Raw genomic sequence first — 15,995 nt, forward strand, 5'->3', positions numbered from 1 at the left:
TCACCGGGGTCTCTCATCTGAGGTTTGTTATGGGGCGCGTCTTCGTCGCCGGCAGCATCAACATGGATGTGGTGGCGACCGCCGATCGCCATCCCAAGGTCGGCGAGACCGTCGCCGGCAAGCAGGTGCTGTATTTTCCGGGCGGCAAGGGAGCGAACCAGGCCGTTGCGGCGTCGCGGCTCGGCGCCAGCACCACGCTGATAGGCCGGCTGGGCAAGGATTCCTTCGGCGCGGAGCTGAAGACTTTCCTCGCGGCTCAGGGTGTCGACCTCGGCTCCATTAAGGACACCGCCGAGGCGCACACCGGCACGGCCATCATCACGGTGGCGGAAGCCGACAACACCATCGTCGTCATCCCCGGAAGCAATGCGCTGGTCAGCGCTGATGACGTCGCGGACGTTCCACTGGCGAAGGGCGATGTCGCCGTCAGCCAGTTCGAGATCCCGCTGCCGACCATTGCCGCATTCTTTCAACGCGCTCGCGCCGCTGGGGCCACAACGTTGCTCAATCCGGCGCCGGCGCAGAAAAATGTCCAGCGAGCTGCTCGCACTGGTCGACATCCTCGTGCTGAACGAGACCGAGCTTGGCTTGCTCGCCGGCACCGAGCTGTCAGACAGCGACGAGGCCGCCGGGATCATCGGCGTCGCGCGAGAACTCCAGGCGCGGGGGAACCAGACCATCTGCGTCACGCTCGGCAAACGCGGCGTGCTCGCGCTCGCCGGACGCGAGGAATTATCGGTTCCCGGCCGCGTGGTGAAGGCCGTCGACACCACCGGCGCCGGCGATTGTTTTGTGGGCGCGCTCGCGGCACAACTGGCCGAGGGTGTGGCTTTGCGCGCCGCCCTCGCCTTCGCAAACGTCGCCGCCTCGATCAGCGTGCAGCGCATGGGCGCCGGACCGTCGATGCCGACGGCCGAGGAAGTTGCGGCTGTTCTATAGCGTCGACCGCTTTCTTCACCTCGCCACGCCTGCGGGGAGAGGTCGGATCGCATCGCGAGATGCGATCCGGGTGAGGGGGAGTGCCCGCGAGTGCAACTGTCATCTAATTTGCCGAGACAGCCCCTCACCCCCCGCCCTCTCCCCGTAAGAACGAAGAGAGGGAGAGGAGGAAGACGGGGGAGAAGCACTCAAGCCAGCGCGCCCTTCAGATCAAAGCTCTCATCCGCCGCCTGCTCCGGGGTGATCGAGCGGTCCATGCCGAACAGGCGGCGGCCGAACATGTGATCGCCGGCGCGGTTGATGGACTCGATGCCGAGCAGCCTGTCACCCTTGTAGCAGAACGCCGAGAACGCCATCCTGGCGGGATCGCCGCGCAGCACGACGCGGTCGTAGCCGGTGGTGAGCCCGGCGATCTGGAGCTTGTCGTCGCCCTGATCGCTCCAGAACCAGGGATGGCTGTCATAGATTTTCCTGTCGCCGGTCAGCCGCGCCGCCAGACAACGGGCGTGGTCGGTGGCGTTCTGCACCGACTCCACCCGCAGCGATCCACCGAAGCGCGGACTCGCGAACAGCGCGCAATCTCCGATCGCCGAAATGTCGGGATCCGAGGTCGAGAGATATTCGTCGACGATGATGCCGGCGGCGACCGGCAGCCCCGCCTCGGCCGCGAGCTCGATGTTCGGCAGCACACCGACGCCGACCACCACGAGGTCGGCCGGCAGATGCCGGCCGTCGCTCAAGGAAACACCGGTGACCGTGCCACCCTCAGCCTCGATCGAGGTTGCCTGCACGCCAAGGTGAATGCGGATGCCGGCCTCACGATGCCGCGCCTGAAAATACTCGGAGACCTCGGCCGTCACCGCGCGCGCCATCACGCGCGGAGCAAGCTCGAGCACGTCGACTTCGAGGCCCTTGATCCGCGCGGTCGCCGCGAATTCAAGACCGATAAAGCCAGCGCCGATGATCACGGCGCGCGTTTTCGACGGAAGGATGTTTCTCAGTGCCTCGCTCTCGTCGAGAATGCGCAAGTATTTCACGTCGGGCAGATTCGCATTCGGCAGATCAAGCAGCCGGTTGCGCGCGCCAGTCGCCAGCACGAGATGCCAGTAGGGAAGCGTCTCGCCCGACGCGAGCAGGACTTTTCGCCCCGGGCGGTCGATCGAGACGGCACGGCCCGCGATCAGATCGATCGTCTGCTCGTGATAGAATTTCTCCGGCCGGAACATCAGGCTGTCCGGCCCGGCCGATCCCTTGATGTAGGCTTTCGACAAAGGCGGCCGCTGATACGGCAGATGCGCCTCGTCGTTGATCAGGCAGATGCGACCGGAAAAGCCGGCCTGGCGCAGGGATGCCGCGACCTGATAGCCGCCATGGCCGGCTCCGACAATGACCACCGGACCATCCGTCATTGGAACAGCCAAAGTTTGTGGACACAGGCCTTCTGGACACAGGTGTAACCCACGTCGTCCCCTCTCTTGCTGATTTGGCTTGCTAGCCGCGTCGATGAGGAGCCGGCGCTCGTGTCCGTCCCTAAACGATGGCGGGGCCATTTGAGCCTATCGTTCCGGCTTTCGCAAGAGCGGCATGCGGGGCACTGACGGCCGGGGATTGTCACCCCGCGCCTTCTGCGATCTAGTTGCAGCAAACCACCTCATGCCGGGGATTTTCCGATGCCAGCTCCCGTCTCCCAACCCGATGATCCCGCTCTGCTGCGAATCGACGGCGCGATTGCGACCATCACGCTCAACCGCCCCACCGCGTTCAATTCGATCAATCTCGCGATCGCACAGAAGCTCGAACAGCTCGCTTCCTATGTCGAAAGCGACGACGCAATCAGGGTTTTGGTGATCGAGGGCGAAGGCCGCGCCTTCTCGGCTGGCGGCGATCTGCAGACGATCGGCGCCGCCGCCGAGGCCAACACGGTGACGCAGGTGGTGGGCCAGTTGCTCAAGCACTATCACGCCTTCATCGAGACGGTCCGGCGCATGCCGAAGATTTCGCTGTCCAGCGTCCACGGCTCGGCCGCCGGCGCCGGCATGGGGCTCGCCTTCGTCACCGACCTCTGCATCGCCGCGGAAGACGCCAAATTCACGCCGGCCTATGCCAAGATCGGCGTCTCGCCGGATGGCGGCTCAACGGTCGGTATCGTCGGCACGGTCGGCTCCCGCCGTGCGCTGCAAATCTTCCTGTCCGAAGACAATTTTACCGCGCAACAGGCCCATGAATGGGGCCTCGTCGCCAAGATCGTTCCCGCCACCGAGCTGAAGGCCGCGACGCGGCAGTTCGCCGAACGCCTGGCGCAAAACCCGCCGGCGGCGATTGCCGGCACCAAATCGCTGGTTAACCAGGCCGCCACCACACCGGTGAAGCAGCAGCTCGAGGCCGAGGAGCATAAAATCATCATGGCGATGAACACGGACGACTTCCGCGTCGCGGTGAAGAAGTTCACGAGCAAGAGCAAGTAGCCCCGGCGCTCAATGCGGACAGATATACCCCGTGCCGGCCGGCGACTTGAAGCAGCCGACTGATTCCGGGAGCACGTACCGCGGCAGCCACAGCACAACGCTCGGGAAGTAGATCGCAAACGCGATCGTGGCGAAGAACACCAGGTAGATCGGCAGCGCCGCGCGTAGCGCTTTCGCAAAGCTGACGCCGACGAATTTTGACGCCATCAGCAGCACCAATCCGTAAGGCGGCGTGATCAGGCCGAAGGCGAGTGTCGCGATCAGCACTACGCCCATGTGCACGCCGTTGATGTCGCCGGCCTCGGTCAGCGCATTGACCAGCGGCATGAAGATGATGATGGTCGGCACCGGCTCGATGAAGTCTCCGACCACGGTGAACAGCAGCACCATCAGCAGCATGATCAGATGCGGATCGTTGCCGGCGATCGAGGTGATCACATCGGCGATATAACTCGCGCCGCGCAAATAAGCCAGCATCCAGCCGAAGGCGTTGGCGGCGCCGATCGTGATCAGCGGCAGCGAAAAGATCAGCCCCGCGAGGCAGAAATCATAGGGGATCTTCTTGATATGCCCGCGGTTGAGCGCGGGGATCACAACGAGGATGATCCAGGCCACGGCGACGACGCCGGCTTCCGTTGGCGTGAACCAGCCGGTCAGAATGCCGCCCAACAAAATGACCGGGATCATCAGGGGTAACGCCGCGTCACCGGCGGCGAACACCACCTGCCGCAACGGCGCGCGGGGCTTGCGCAAGCCGGAAGGACCGAAGAAGTAGCAATAGATCATCAGCCCGAAGCCGATCATCAGACCCGGCACCACGCCCGCCATAAACAGGCCGGCGATCGAGACATTGCCGACGGCGCCATAGACAACGGCGGTGATACTCGGCGGCACCAGTGCCGCGATGGTCGAGGCGGAGGCGATGATGGCGGCAATGAAGGCAGGTTCATAACCCTCGCGCTTCATCGGGCCGCCGAGCGCGCGGCTCATCACCGCAACGTCGGCGGTGGTCGAGCCCGACATCTCCGAGAAGAACATGCTGAAGACGACCACGACCTGCGACAGCCCACCCCTGATATGCCCGACCAGCGACACCGAGAGATTCGCGATCCGCACCACGACATTCGCGGAGCTCATGAGCTCGCCGACCAGGAGGAAGAACGGGATGGCCAGCAGCGCCTCGGAATCGACGCCGTCGAAGATCTTCTGGATGATCGCGGCAAGCGAGACATCCGACAGGATCGCGCCGATGAAGACGCCGGCCATCAGCGAGAACGGCACGGGCACGCCGAGATAGCCGAACGACAGGAAGCAGACTGACATCAACACAAGGACGACGGGTGCGCTCACGGCCGCACCGTCATCTGGGCGTCGGCGACGGCGGGCGCGGCGTCCTCGTCCGGCGGCTCCGGATGGTCAAAGCCGTTGCGCAGGCCGTTGACGAGCTGCTCGATCGTGAACAATCCGATCAGCACGCCTGACAGCGGGATGATGGCATAGAGCGAGGCGATCGGCGTGCCCGACGGCAGGCGGAAGCTGCCGAAGCCGCGGAGATAGTTCTGGTAGCCATACCAGATCAGGCAGAAGGCGACGCCGAGCACGACCAGGCGAATGATGATCTCGACGACGATCCGCGGCGTGCCGTGCATCGCCTCGGAGATGGCGGTGAGATAGAGATGATCGTTGCGCCGGGTCGCGGCCGCGGTCCCGATGAAGATCGCGTAGATGAACAACGTCGAGGTGACTTCCTGCAGCCACAGCCAGGGATGGCCGATGGTGCGGGTGACGATGTCGGCAGTGACCGACAGCGAGAAGCCGAAGCACAGCACGCCACAGAGGATCATCAGCGCCAGCTCGAGCCAGTCGAGCGACCGCCATTTCAGGTGGCGCTGGCGTTGCAACACGAGCTTGTCGGCGATGGGCATTAACGTCCCCGTGGTCACGATCTGGTACGGAACAATATCAGGTTGACCCACCGGCTTGCGGGTTTGCGAACCTCTCCCGCTTGCGGGAGAGGTCGGCGCGTAGCGCCGGGTGAGGGCTCGCTCCTCGTTGGGAGTCTCTCCGCGGAGGCACCCTCTCCCCTACCCTCTCCCGCAAGCGGGAGAGGGAGCGCACCGTCTTCCCGCATCACGCTAATTAATCGACCGGATCAGGTCCTTGACCTTGACGGCATGCGGGCCGAGCTCCTTGGCGAGCTTGTCGAGATAGGGATCGGCGATCGCAACAAAGCCCGACTTGTCGACGTCGGTGACGACCTTGACGCCGATCAATCTCAGCTTGTCTTGCGATTGATGCTCCAACTCGATCGCCTTGGCCGGCTGGGTCTTGTTGACCTCGTCGGCGGCGGCCTGCACCCAACCCTGCTGCTCCGGAGTGAGGCTGTTCCAGAGCTTGTCGCTGACCCAGACCAGACTGTTGTTGGCCTCATGCTCGGTCATCGAGAGCACCGGCGCCACTTCGTAGTGCTTGTTGGCGAGGTAGACATTCACGCCATTCTCGGCGACATCGACCACGCCGGTTTGCAGGGAGGTATAGACGCTTCCGAACGGCATATGCACGATCTGTGCGCCATACGCCGGGAACATTGTGTCCTCGGTCGGCGTTGCCTGCACCCGCACTTTCAGGCCCTTCATGTCTTCGACTTTCTTGATCTCCCGCTTGGAATACATGTTGCGCAAGCCAAGCGTCGCCAGCGCAATGACGTGAGTGCCCTGCACCGTCTCGGCAATCATCGCTTTGACCGCCTTTGCCACCTCGGGATTCGCCATCGCCTTGATGAGATGGTCTTCCGAGCGGAACAAATAGTGCATCGACATCACGCCGGCCTGCGGCGACAGCGTCGCGGCGTTCGCAGACGAGGAAATGCAGAACTCGAGGTCACCCGCCTTGACCAGCTGCAACACCTGCGGCTCTTGCCCGAGCTGCGCGCCGGGATACTGGTCGATCAGCATCGTTCCTTTGCTCAGCGCCTTCAGCTTCTCGCTGAAGATGTCGCCGAGGATTCCATAGCCGGTAGACTTCGGCTGGTCATAGGCGAAGCGATAATGCTTCACCTCCTGCGCCGACGCGCTCGTGACGAAAACAACAGCGGCCGTTGCCGCCAGCCCAAGCAAGGATCGTGCAATCATCGTTTCCCCCTGTTTTGTCGCCCGCCGCTTGTGCGGTCTGGGCGTTCGTTCGGGTGGCTATCACCCCTTCTCGGCTTTGTTCCCGGCTCTCTGCATGAAATCGAAGTCGCAGCCCTCGTCGGCCTGCATGATGGTCTCGTTGAACAGCCAGGCATAGCCGCGTCGCGCCTCCTCCGGCGCCGTCGCAGGCTTCAAGGCGGCGCGCCGGCGCTGCAGCTCGGCCGCATCGACCAGAAGCTCGATGCTGCGTTTTGCAACATCCAGCTGGATCATATCGCCGTTCTTCACCAGCGCCAGTGGTCCGCCGACGGCGGATTCCGGCGCGATGTGCAGCACGATGGTGCCGAACGCGGTGCCGCTCATGCGCGCATCGGAAATGCGCACCATGTCCTTGGTGCCGCCGCGCGCGAGCTTCTTCGGGATCGGCAGATAGCCCGCCTCGGGCATGCCCGGTGCGCCCTTGGGGCCGGCATTGCGCAGCACCAGCACGTCATCGGCGGTGACGTCGAGATCGGGATCGTCGACCCGCAGGGTCATGTCCTCGACGGATTCGAACACGACTGCGCGGCCGGTGTGCTGCAACAGTTTCGGGCTCGCGGCGGATTGCTTGATCACCGCGCCGCGCGGCGCGAGATTGCCGTGCAGGACGGCGAGACCGCCTTCCTTCTTGATCGGATCAGTGCGCGGGCGGATCGCGTCCTGACCGGGGACGTCTTCCGCATTCGCGACGACATCGCGCAGCGTCTGGCCCGTGATCGTCTTCGCCTCGAGATCGACGAGATCGCCGAGCTGCGCCAGCAATTTCGGCACGCCGCCGGCGTGATGAAAATGCTCCATGTAATGCTCGCCCGACGGTTTGAGATCGACCAGCACCGGCACCTCGCGGCCGAGCTGATCGAAGGCGCCGAGATCGAGACGGTGCGGCGAGCGATGCGCCATCGCCGTCAGATGGATCAGGCCGTTGGTCGAGCCGCCGATCGATTGCAGCACGACCTGCGCATTCTTGAACGACGCCGGGGTCAACAATTCGCTCGGCTTCGGCCCCTTGGTCTTGGCCATCTCGGCGGCCACCCGCCCGCTGGCTTCCGCAAGACGAAAGCGCTCCGCATGCGGCGCCGGGATCGTCGCGCTCATCGGCAGCGACAGGCCCATGGCCTCGATTATGCAGGCCATGGTCGAGGCCGTGCCCATCACCATGCAGGTGCCGACCGACGGCGCGAGCCTGCCGTTCACTGCCTCGATCTCGGCATCGTCGATCTCGCCGGCGCGATACTTGCCCCACAGACGACGGCAATCGGTACAGGCGCCCAGCACCTCGCCCTTGTGATGGCCGACCACCATCGGCCCCACGGGGATCACCACGGTCGGCAGATCGGCGCTGATTGCGGCCATCACCTGCGCCGGCAGCGTCTTGTCGCAGCCGCCGATCACGATCACCGAATCCATCGGCTGGGCGCGGATCATCTCCTCGGTGTCCATCGCCATCAGATTGCGCAGATACATCGAGGTCGGATGCGCGAAGCTCTCGGCGATCGAGATGGTGGGGAATACGAACGGCATCGCGCCCGACAGCATCACGCCGCGCTTGGCGGCTTCGATGATCTGCGGCACGTTGCCGTGGCAGGGATTGTAATCGCTGTAGGTGTTGGTGATGCCGACGATCGGGCGCTCCAGCGCGTCGACGGAATAGCCCATGGCCTTGATGAACGCCTTGCGCAGGAACAGCGAGAAGCCGGCATCGCCATAGCTCGTCAGACCCTTGCGCAAGCCACTCGTCATCATGCCACTCCAGTCACCTTGCTATTGTGGTACAGGCTGCCCCCTGATTGTCAATAACGCAGGTGCTAACAGCGTTCTTTCTGGGTCTGGGCACGTCTCACGATACAAATTATTGACAATCCCGCCCTTCCCTGCTCCACAAGACGGGCCGGCCCGGTGCCGAAGGCTGAGGGGATGTCCGACATTCACACCGCAGAGGCGAGCATAGTCCGGCGCGACGATCCGGACGACGTCGTCGCGCGGCTCGAGGAGGACATCATCTTCGGCCGCCTCGCGCCGGGCGCGCGCCTGACCGAAGACGCGCTGATGTCGGCTTACGGTACCTCGCGGCACTTCGTGCGCCAGGCGCTGGTGGATGCCGAGCGCCGCGGCATCGTCCGTCGCGAGAGGAATGTCGGCGCCACGGTGCGATTCTATTCGGCGGAAGAAGTCCGGCAGATCTACGAGGTGCGGGAGATGCTGACGCGGCAGGCCGCGCTGATGATCCCCCTGCCCGCACCACAAAACCTGATCGACGAGCTGACCAAGTTGCAAAGCCGCTATTGCGCCAAAGCCGACGTGCGGGACCTCCGCGGCATCCACGAGACCAACGACGCCTTCCACGTCGCGCTGTTCGCAGCCTGCGGCAATCCCTATCTGGTGCGCTCGCTCCAGGACTATATGAGCCTGACCTTGCCGATGCGCGCCAAGAACCTCGCCGACCGCGAGGGCCTCGCACTATCACGGCGCCAGCACGAGCTGATGATCGAGCTGCTGAAGGGCCGCGACAGCTGGGCGCTGGCCCAGCTGTGTGTCGATCACATGCAGTTCAGCAAGAAGGATTATCTGGCGCGGATCGCGGGCGAGAAGAGCTAGCGTGTGCGTGCCAGGACACACGCACGTTCAGTACCGTCTCAAGATGCCGCCATCCACGCCGGCATCGCCGTAATTGGCACAGGCGCCTTTCGGGTTTCTGATCAAGTCCGCCCGGACGCGCTTGAAAGTCTTGCCAGCCGCGTCGGACACCTCGGGGCGGAATTTGCCGGGATCGTAGCTCTCGCCATCGCGGGCCTTGATGGCCGCAGCATAGGCGTCGATCATCGCCATCGCGGCATCAGGGCTGCCGAGCAGCCGGGCGCCGAGTTGAACGCTGCCCGCGCCATCGACCTCGTAACCGTCGCATCGTTGCTCGAGCACCACGGATGCGGTGACGAGCTGGTCGAGGAACGTCGCTTCGGCATCGGTGAGCGTTGCGGCTCGCGCCGGCATGATCATCGCGGACAGAGCGATGGCTGACAATTTGATTTTCATTATGTGGCTTTCGCCGCCGCCGTTGAGTTGTGATCGGCCAGCGGTTACTGAATTACGATCGCACAGATCGAGAGCCACACGATGTCGGGAGCGACGTTGATCTAGATCAACCGGCCGTCGTGCCCGGGCTTGTCCCGGGCATCCACGTTTTTGTGCCGCGTGGTAAGGCGTGGATGGCCGGGACAAGCCCGGCCATGACGTCAAACATTACCGCTTATTCCAATCAATAATCCGGCTCGCATCGCCGTCGAACTCGTTGCTACAGAACGCGCCGCCCTGGTAGTGGTCGCCGATCGGATCCGGCTTCAGCTTGGCCTGCTCGGCCATCGCGTACGCCACGTGATCCTCGGAGCGGCCGGTCGGGCGGTAGCCGAATTCGTAGGCGCGGTGGTTGTCCCACCAGGCGCGCTCGTTGAGGGACACGCCGTAGAAAATCTCGAAATGAATATCGGGATGTTCGAGCCCGATCTGGCAGAGCTGCACCAGATCCTCCGGCTTCAGCCACATCGCGATCCGGCGATGATCGAGCGGCTTCTCGTCGCAATTGCCGATCCGGATGCAGGTGACCTTCAGCCCGTGCTTGTTGGCGTAGAGCGAGCCGACGGCTTCGCCGAACACCTTGCTGACGCCGTAGCGGCCGTCGGGGCGCACGGTGACGTCGGTGTCGATCCTGCGGTGGCGCGGATAGAAGCCCACCGTGTGGTTCGAGGAGGCAAACACCACGCGCTTGACGCCCTTCCTGTGTGCGGCTTCGAATAGATTGTAGCCGCCGATGATGTTGGCCTGGAGGATGTCGTCCCAAGGGCCTTCGACCGAATAGCCGCCGAAATGGATGATACCGTCGACGCCCTCGCAGATCGCCTCGACCTGCGCCATGTCGGACAGGTCCGCCGCCTTGAACTGCTCGTTCGCCCCGAGATCGGCGGGCGCGCGGATGTCGGAGAGCAGGAGATCGGGATAGATCGGCGGCAGCAGTTTGCGCAGGCGCGTTCCGATTCCGCCCGAAGCTCCCGTCATCAAGATACGCGGCATTTCTTCCCTCGTGATTGGCGACCGATTTGCGGTCAAAGGTCTCTAATGATAGCAGATTTGGGCAGAGGGAACGCAACAACGAGAATTGCACATGAACGATGCATCGTCCCACCGCCAAGAACGGCCTTATGGCTGGCAGCCGGCGACCTATTACCCCGATCCGGCGATAAAAGCACTGGACCCTCGCTTCGAAAAATACTGGCTGAAACTTTCGGCGGTGGAGCGGCTGACGACCGGCCTGCGCTGGGCCGAGGGGCCGGTCTGGTTCGGCGACGGGCGCTATCTCTTGTGCAGCGACATCCCGAACCAGCGCATCCTCAAATGGGAGGAGGAGACCGGCGCGGTTTCGGTTTTCCGAAAACCTTCCAATTTCGCCAATGGCAACACCCGCGACCGCCAGGGCCGGCTGGTGACCTGCGAGCACGGCGGGCGGCGCGTGACCCGCACCGAATACGACGGCACCATCACGGTGCTGATGGATTCTTTCAACGGCAAGAAGCTCAACTCGCCGAACGACGTCGTGGTGAAATCCGACGGCGCGATCTGGTTCACCGATCCCACCTTCGGGTTGCTCGGCAATTACGAGGGCTACAAGGCGGACCCCGAGATCGATCCGAATGTCTACCGTCTTGATCCCGCGACCGGCAAGGCGACCATCGTTGCCGAGGGCGTGCTCGGGCCGAACGGGCTGTGCTTCTCGCCGGACGAGAAGATCCTTTACGTCGTGGAATCGCGCGGCGTGCCCAACCGCAAGATCCTCGCCTATGACGTCTCAGCCGACGGCACCACGATCTCCAACAAGCAGATCTTCATCGACGCTGGCCCGGGCACGCCGGACGGCATGCGCTGTGACATCGACGGCAATCTCTGGTGCGGCTGGGGCATGGGTGATCCCGAGCTCGACGGCGTCGTTGTGTTCGCGCCCGACGGCGTCATGATCGGCCGCATCGCGCTGCCCGAGCGCTGCGCCAATCTCTGCTTCGGCGGCGTCAAGCGCAACCGCCTGTTCATGGCCGCGAGCCAGTCGATCTACGCGCTGTATGTGAACACGCAGGGCGCGATGGGGGGATAGAGTCTCGGCAGTGACGGTCTCGTAGGGTGGGCAAAGCGAAGCGTACCCACCACTTCTCGTCGTCGCGGAATGGTGGGCACGTCGCGCGAAGAGCGCGCCTTTGCCCACCCTACAAATAGCAAACGCCGGAGCGATCACTCGCTCCGGCGTCTTCGTCTCTTTCCCGACCAGCCTACGCCGCGTTGAAGCCGGCAACGGCCTTCACTTCGAGGAAGTCCTCAAGGCCGTACTTGCCCCACTCGCGGCCGTTGCCGGACTGCTTGTAGCCGCCAAACGGCGCGCTGCGGTCGTTGGGCACGCCCTGGAGGTTGACGTTGCCGGCACGGATCTGCCGGCCGACGCGCTTGGCGTCCTCGACGGAAGCGCCCGTGACATAACCGGCAAGGCCATAGGGCGTGTCGTTGGCGATGTGAACGGCCTCGGCTTCGTCCTTGGCGCCGATGATGGTCAGCACCGGTCCGAAGATCTCCTCGCGGGCGATCGTCATCTCGGGGGTGACGTCGGCAAAGATGGTCGGACGGACATAGAAGCCCTTATTGACTCCCTCGGGCAGGCCCGGACCGCCGGCGACGAGTGTTGCGCCCTCGTCGATGCCCTTCTTGATCAGGCCCTGGATCTTATCCCACTGGCCGCGATTGACCACGGGGCCGATGGTGGTGCCTTCGGCGCGGGGATCACCGGCCTTGGTCTTGTCGGCGGCGGCCTTCGCGATCGCGGCGACTTCCTTCATCTTCGACAGCGGCACGATCATGCGCGAGGGCGCGTTGCAGGACTGGCCGGAGTTGTTGAACATGTGCATCACGCCGCCGGTCACGGCTTTTGCGAGGTCGGCGCCTTCGAGGATCACGTTCGGCGACTTGCCGCCGAGCTCCTGGCTGACGCGCTTCACGGTGGGCGCGGCGCGCTTGGCCACGTCGATGCCGGCGCGGGTCGAGCCGGTGAACGAGATCATGTCGATGTCGGGATGCTCGCTCATGGCGGCGCCGACCTCGGGGCCGAGGCCGTTGACGAGGTTGAACACGCCCTTCGGCACGCCGGCTTCATGGAGGATTTCCGCGAAGATCAGCGCCGAGGTCGGGGTGAACTCCGACGGCTTCAGGATCATGGTGCAGCCGGCGGCGAGCGCGGGCGCGACCTTGCAGGCGATCTGGTTGAGCGGCCAGTTCCAGGGCGTGATCATGCCAACCACGCCGACCGGCTCGCGCAGCACCATCGCGGTGCCGACCGGTTCCTCGAAATGGTAGTTCTTGAGCACGTCGAGCGTGGTCATGAGATGACCGAGGCCGGCGCCGGCCTGAAGCTTCTCCGCCATCGGCAGCGGCGCGCCCATCTCGTCGGAGACGGCGGCGCCGATCTCCTTGAGGCGGCCCTTGTAGACCTCGATGACTTTCGAGAGCAGCGCGACGCGCTCCTCGCGGCTGGTCTGGGAGAACGTTGCAAAGGCGCGCTTGGCGGCCGCGACGGCCTTGTCGACGTCAGCCTTGGAGCCCAGCGCAACCTCGTACATCGCCTCTTCCGTCGCCGGATTGACGACCGGGGTGGACTTCTTGACGGCGGGATCGACCCAGGCGCCGTCGATGTAGAATTGCATGCGATTGACCATCGGTAACCTCTTCTTGGGGGCTTTGAGGGGGCGTTTCGGCAGGCATCCTTGCACGAAAGCGCCGGCAATTGAACCCGCCATATGCGGGGCCAGCGTTGCGGCGGACGGGGGTTATATGAGCCGATGGCAATGGGGTGGCAAGGTCTCGCCTCACTCACGATGTCGTCCCGGCGAACGCCGGGACCCATAACCACAGGGAGCAGTTGGTTTGCTTAGGCGTCTACCACCTGCGCCCACAACGACAGCCGCGGCGTATGGGCCCCGGCCTTCGCCGGGGCGACGAGAGACCGTCACACCGCCATCTTCCGATGCAGCACCGGGGCGCCGGTGGTGAGGCTTTCGGCCGCATCGATGATGGCGTTGGCATCCAGGCCGTAGTGGCGGTAGAGGTCCGCGATGCTGCCGGTCTGGCCGAACTGCTCGACACCGAGCGCCTCGACGCGATGGCCGCGGACACTGCCGAGCCAGCCGAGCGCAGCCGGATGGCCGTCGATCACCGTCACGATGCCGCAGTCGCGCGGCAATGGCGCCAGCAGCTTCTCGATGTGGCTCAGATGCTGCACGCCGCGGCGATCGCGCCGCAATTTTCGCGCGGCGGTCCAGCCTGCGTGCAGGCGGTCGGCCGAGGTGATCGCGAGCAGGCCGATGTCGCGGCGGCTCTCGCCGATCAGGCCGGTGGCCTCGATCGCTTCCGGCGCAATCGCGCCGGTATAGGCGATCACGAGTTCGGCGTTGGGCCCCGGCTTACGCAGCCAATAGGCGCCATCGGTGATGCCCTTCTCCAATTCCGGCGTCATGATCCGCTGCGCCTGATCGATGCTACGGGTCGACAGCCGCAGATAGACAGAACCGCCCTCCGCCGCATCGCGCTGCATGTGCCTGAACCCCCAGCCCATGACCACGGCGAGCTCGTCGACGAAGGCCGGCTCGAACGAGGCGAGCCCATCCTGCGCCATGCCGATCAGCGGCGTCGCGATCGACTGGTGCGCGCCGCCTTCGGGCGCAAGGGTAATGCCGGACGGCGTCGCCGCCACCATGAAGCGCGCGTCCTGGTAGCAGGCATAGTTCAGCGCATCGAGCCCGCGCTCGATGAAGGGATCGTAGAGCGTGCCGACCGGGAGCAGCCGCTCGCCGTTGATCTGGTGCGACAGGCCGAGCGCCGAGAGCATGATGAACAGGTTCATCTCGGCAATGCCGAGCTCGAGATGCTGGCCTTTGGGTGATGCGTCCCAATTGAAGGTCGAGGGAATTTTCTCACTGCGGAATAAGTCGGCCTTCTCGGCGCTTGCGAACAGGCCGCGCCGGTTCACCCAAGGACCGAGATTGGTCGAGACGGTCACATCCGGCGACGTCGTCACGATCCGCCTGGCGAGTTCGCTGTCGCTGCGCGCGATCTCGTTCAGCACGAGGCCAAAGCCCTGCTGGGTCGACATCTGCGGCGACGGCTTGAACGCGAGTTGCGAGGGCACCTCGACCACGGGGGCGGTGAGCCGGCGGCCGTCCTGGTTGAACGGCACGCGCGCGAGGAACGCGTCCAGCTCGGCTGTATCCTGCGTAAGCCCTTCGAATCTGTCCCATTCGTGCCCGGGCCGGATGTTCTGGCTCTCGCGATATTTCTCCATCTGCGCGACCGTCATCAGGCCGGCATGGTTGTCCTTGTGGCCCTGGAACGGCAGGCCGACACCCTTGATGGTGTAGGCGATGAAGCAGACCGGGCGATCGTGATCGATGGACTCGAACGCCTCCAGCATGCTCGCCATGTCGTGACCGCCAAGGTTCGACATCAGCGCCAGCAGTTCGTCGTCGCTGCGGCGGTCGATCAGTTTGGTAATTGGTCCCTGGTCGCCGATCTCGTCATGCAAATGCTTGCGGAAGGCCGCACCGCCCTGGAAGCACAGCGCGGCGTAGAGCGCGTTCGGGCAGTTGTCGATCCAGCGCTTCAGCGCCTCGCCGCCGGGCTCGGCAAACGCCTCGCGCATCAGCCGGCCGTATTTGACGATGACCACGTCCCAGCCGAAATTGCGGAACATGGTTTCGAACTTTTCCCAGAGACCTTCGCGCACCACGGCGTCGAGCGACTGGCGGTTATAGTCGACCACCCACCAGGTGTTGCGCAGGCCGTGCTTCCACCCCTCCGCCAGCGCTTCGAAGATGTTGCCCTCGTCCATCTCGGCATCGCCGACGAGGGCAATCATCCGCCCCTCGCGGCGATCCTTCATCCAGCCATGCGCCTTGACGTAGTCCTGCACCAGCGAGGCGAACAGCGTCTGCGCCACGCCGAGGCCGACCGAGCCGGTCGAGAAGTCGACGTCGTCGACATCCTTGGTGCGCGACGGATAGGACTGCGCACCCTTGAAGCCGCGGAAATTTTCCAGCTTCTCGCGGCTCTGCCGGCCGAACAGATACTGGATCGCGTGGAACACTGGGCTCGCATGCGGCTTCACCGCGACGCGGTCTTCGGGCCGCAGCACGCTGAAATACAGCGCCGACATGATGGTCGCGAGCGAGGCCGAGGACGCCTGGTGGCCTCCCACCTTCAACCCGTCCTCGTTCGGGCGGATATGGTTGGCGTGATGGATGGTCCAGGACGACAGCCAGAGCGCCTTGCGGCTCAGGGCGGTCAGGGTTTCAAGACGAGCGGACTCGACGGGCATGGCAATGCTCCGGAAAACAATGGCCCGATC

Annotated in this window: 12 protein-coding genes and 1 pseudogene; 4 read left to right on the forward strand and 9 right to left on the reverse strand. The window is 64.3% G+C overall.

Annotated features, from left to right (window positions below; all coding sequences use genetic code 11):
- Positions 1 to 29 precede the first annotated feature (29 nt).
- Positions 30 to 939 (forward strand): annotated as a pseudogene (gene rbsK, locus AB8Z38_RS12710) (ribokinase).
- 188 nt (positions 940 to 1,127) lie between these two features.
- On the opposite strand, the gene AB8Z38_RS12715 reads toward rbsK, so the two are convergent.
- Complete coding sequence (locus AB8Z38_RS12715; RefSeq protein ID WP_369725488.1) at positions 1,128 to 2,348, reverse strand: NAD(P)/FAD-dependent oxidoreductase; 1,221 nt, start codon at positions 2,346 to 2,348, stop codon at positions 1,128 to 1,130.
- 261 nt (positions 2,349 to 2,609) lie between these two features.
- Here AB8Z38_RS12715 and AB8Z38_RS12720 point away from each other — a divergent pair, with 261 nt between their 5' ends.
- Positions 2,610 to 3,404, forward strand: coding sequence for an enoyl-CoA hydratase/isomerase family protein (locus tag AB8Z38_RS12720; RefSeq protein ID WP_369725489.1), 795 nt, complete (start codon positions 2,610 to 2,612; stop codon positions 3,402 to 3,404).
- A 9-nt stretch (positions 3,405 to 3,413) separates the two neighbouring features.
- Here AB8Z38_RS12720 and AB8Z38_RS12725 read toward each other — a convergent pair whose 3' ends face one another.
- From AB8Z38_RS12725 to AB8Z38_RS12740, 4 genes are all read right to left on the reverse strand, one after another.
- On the reverse strand, positions 3,414 to 4,754 hold the full coding sequence (locus AB8Z38_RS12725) for a TRAP transporter large permease (protein WP_369725491.1): 1,341 nt from the start codon (positions 4,752 to 4,754) through the stop codon (positions 3,414 to 3,416).
- Positions 4,751 to 5,329, reverse strand: a complete 579-nt coding sequence (locus tag AB8Z38_RS12730) for a TRAP transporter small permease (protein WP_369725493.1) — start codon at positions 5,327 to 5,329, stop codon at positions 4,751 to 4,753. Before AB8Z38_RS12730 ends, AB8Z38_RS12725 begins: the two co-directional genes overlap by 4 nt.
- A gap of 210 nt (positions 5,330 to 5,539) precedes the next feature.
- A complete protein-coding gene (locus AB8Z38_RS12735; protein WP_369725494.1) occupies positions 5,540 to 6,535 on the reverse strand; it encodes a TRAP transporter substrate-binding protein in 996 nt (331 codons plus the stop codon).
- 60 nt (positions 6,536 to 6,595) lie between these two features.
- The gene (locus AB8Z38_RS12740) at positions 6,596 to 8,314 is read right to left on the reverse strand and encodes an IlvD/Edd family dehydratase (protein ID WP_369725496.1); all 1,719 of its coding nucleotides are present in this window, start codon (positions 8,312 to 8,314) and stop codon (positions 6,596 to 6,598) included.
- 174 nt (positions 8,315 to 8,488) lie between these two features.
- On the opposite strand from AB8Z38_RS12740, the gene AB8Z38_RS12745 reads away from it, so the two are divergent.
- Positions 8,489 to 9,169 carry a GntR family transcriptional regulator gene (locus tag AB8Z38_RS12745; protein ID WP_369725497.1) on the forward strand — a complete coding sequence of 227 codons (681 nt, stop codon included), beginning with the start codon at positions 8,489 to 8,491 and terminating at the stop codon, positions 9,167 to 9,169.
- Positions 9,170 to 9,196: 27 nt separating this feature from the next.
- Here AB8Z38_RS12745 and AB8Z38_RS12750 read toward each other — a convergent pair whose 3' ends face one another.
- Positions 9,197 to 9,604 (reverse strand): hypothetical protein, encoded by a 408-nt coding sequence (locus tag AB8Z38_RS12750; protein ID WP_369725498.1) that lies wholly within the window; start codon positions 9,602 to 9,604, stop codon positions 9,197 to 9,199.
- 207 nt (positions 9,605 to 9,811) lie between these two features.
- Positions 9,812 to 10,636: an NAD-dependent epimerase/dehydratase family protein gene (locus AB8Z38_RS12755; protein ID WP_369725500.1), complete on the reverse strand. Its 825-nt coding sequence runs from the start codon at positions 10,634 to 10,636 to the stop codon at positions 9,812 to 9,814.
- A 91-nt stretch (positions 10,637 to 10,727) separates the two neighbouring features.
- Here AB8Z38_RS12755 and AB8Z38_RS12760 point away from each other — a divergent pair, with 91 nt between their 5' ends.
- A complete protein-coding gene (locus tag AB8Z38_RS12760) occupies positions 10,728 to 11,708 on the forward strand; it encodes an SMP-30/gluconolactonase/LRE family protein (RefSeq protein ID WP_369725502.1) in 981 nt (326 codons plus the stop codon).
- A gap of 172 nt (positions 11,709 to 11,880) precedes the next feature.
- Here the strand turns inward: AB8Z38_RS12760 and AB8Z38_RS12765 are convergent, their stop codons facing one another.
- Positions 11,881 to 13,311 (reverse strand): aldehyde dehydrogenase family protein, encoded by a 1,431-nt coding sequence (locus AB8Z38_RS12765; protein WP_369725503.1) that lies wholly within the window; start codon positions 13,309 to 13,311, stop codon positions 11,881 to 11,883.
- A 290-nt stretch (positions 13,312 to 13,601) separates the two neighbouring features.
- Positions 13,602 to 15,965 (reverse strand): transketolase, encoded by a 2,364-nt coding sequence (locus AB8Z38_RS12770; protein WP_369725505.1) that lies wholly within the window; start codon positions 15,963 to 15,965, stop codon positions 13,602 to 13,604.
- Between the last annotated feature and the right edge of the window lie 30 nt (positions 15,966 to 15,995).

The organism is Bradyrhizobium sp. LLZ17, from assembly GCF_041200145.1.
Lineage (GTDB): Bacteria > Pseudomonadota > Alphaproteobacteria > Rhizobiales > Xanthobacteraceae > Bradyrhizobium.

Bases quoted from the DNA above. Each gene is read 5' to 3' on its own strand.
- AB8Z38_RS12765 (WP_369725503.1), bottom strand. From the start codon at position 13,311: ATGGTCAATCGCATGCAATTCTACATCGACGGCGCCTGGGTCGATCCC.
- AB8Z38_RS12750 (WP_369725498.1), bottom strand. From the start codon at position 9,604: ATGAAAATCAAATTGTCAGCCATCGCTCTGTCCGCGATGATCATGCCG.
- AB8Z38_RS12770 (WP_369725505.1), bottom strand. From the start codon at position 15,965: ATGCCCGTCGAGTCCGCTCGTCTTGAAACCCTGACCGCCCTGAGCCGC.
- AB8Z38_RS12715 (WP_369725488.1), bottom strand. From the start codon at position 2,348: ATGACGGATGGTCCGGTGGTCATTGTCGGAGCCGGCCATGGCGGCTAT.
- AB8Z38_RS12745 (WP_369725497.1), top strand. From the start codon at position 8,489: ATGTCCGACATTCACACCGCAGAGGCGAGCATAGTCCGGCGCGACGAT.
- AB8Z38_RS12730 (WP_369725493.1), bottom strand. From the start codon at position 5,329: ATGCCCATCGCCGACAAGCTCGTGTTGCAACGCCAGCGCCACCTGAAA.
- AB8Z38_RS12720 (WP_369725489.1), top strand. From the start codon at position 2,610: ATGCCAGCTCCCGTCTCCCAACCCGATGATCCCGCTCTGCTGCGAATC.
- AB8Z38_RS12735 (WP_369725494.1), bottom strand. From the start codon at position 6,535: ATGATTGCACGATCCTTGCTTGGGCTGGCGGCAACGGCCGCTGTTGTT.
- AB8Z38_RS12760 (WP_369725502.1), top strand. From the start codon at position 10,728: ATGAACGATGCATCGTCCCACCGCCAAGAACGGCCTTATGGCTGGCAG.
- AB8Z38_RS12740 (WP_369725496.1), bottom strand. From the start codon at position 8,314: ATGACGAGTGGCTTGCGCAAGGGTCTGACGAGCTATGGCGATGCCGGC.
- AB8Z38_RS12755 (WP_369725500.1), bottom strand. From the start codon at position 10,636: ATGCCGCGTATCTTGATGACGGGAGCTTCGGGCGGAATCGGAACGCGC.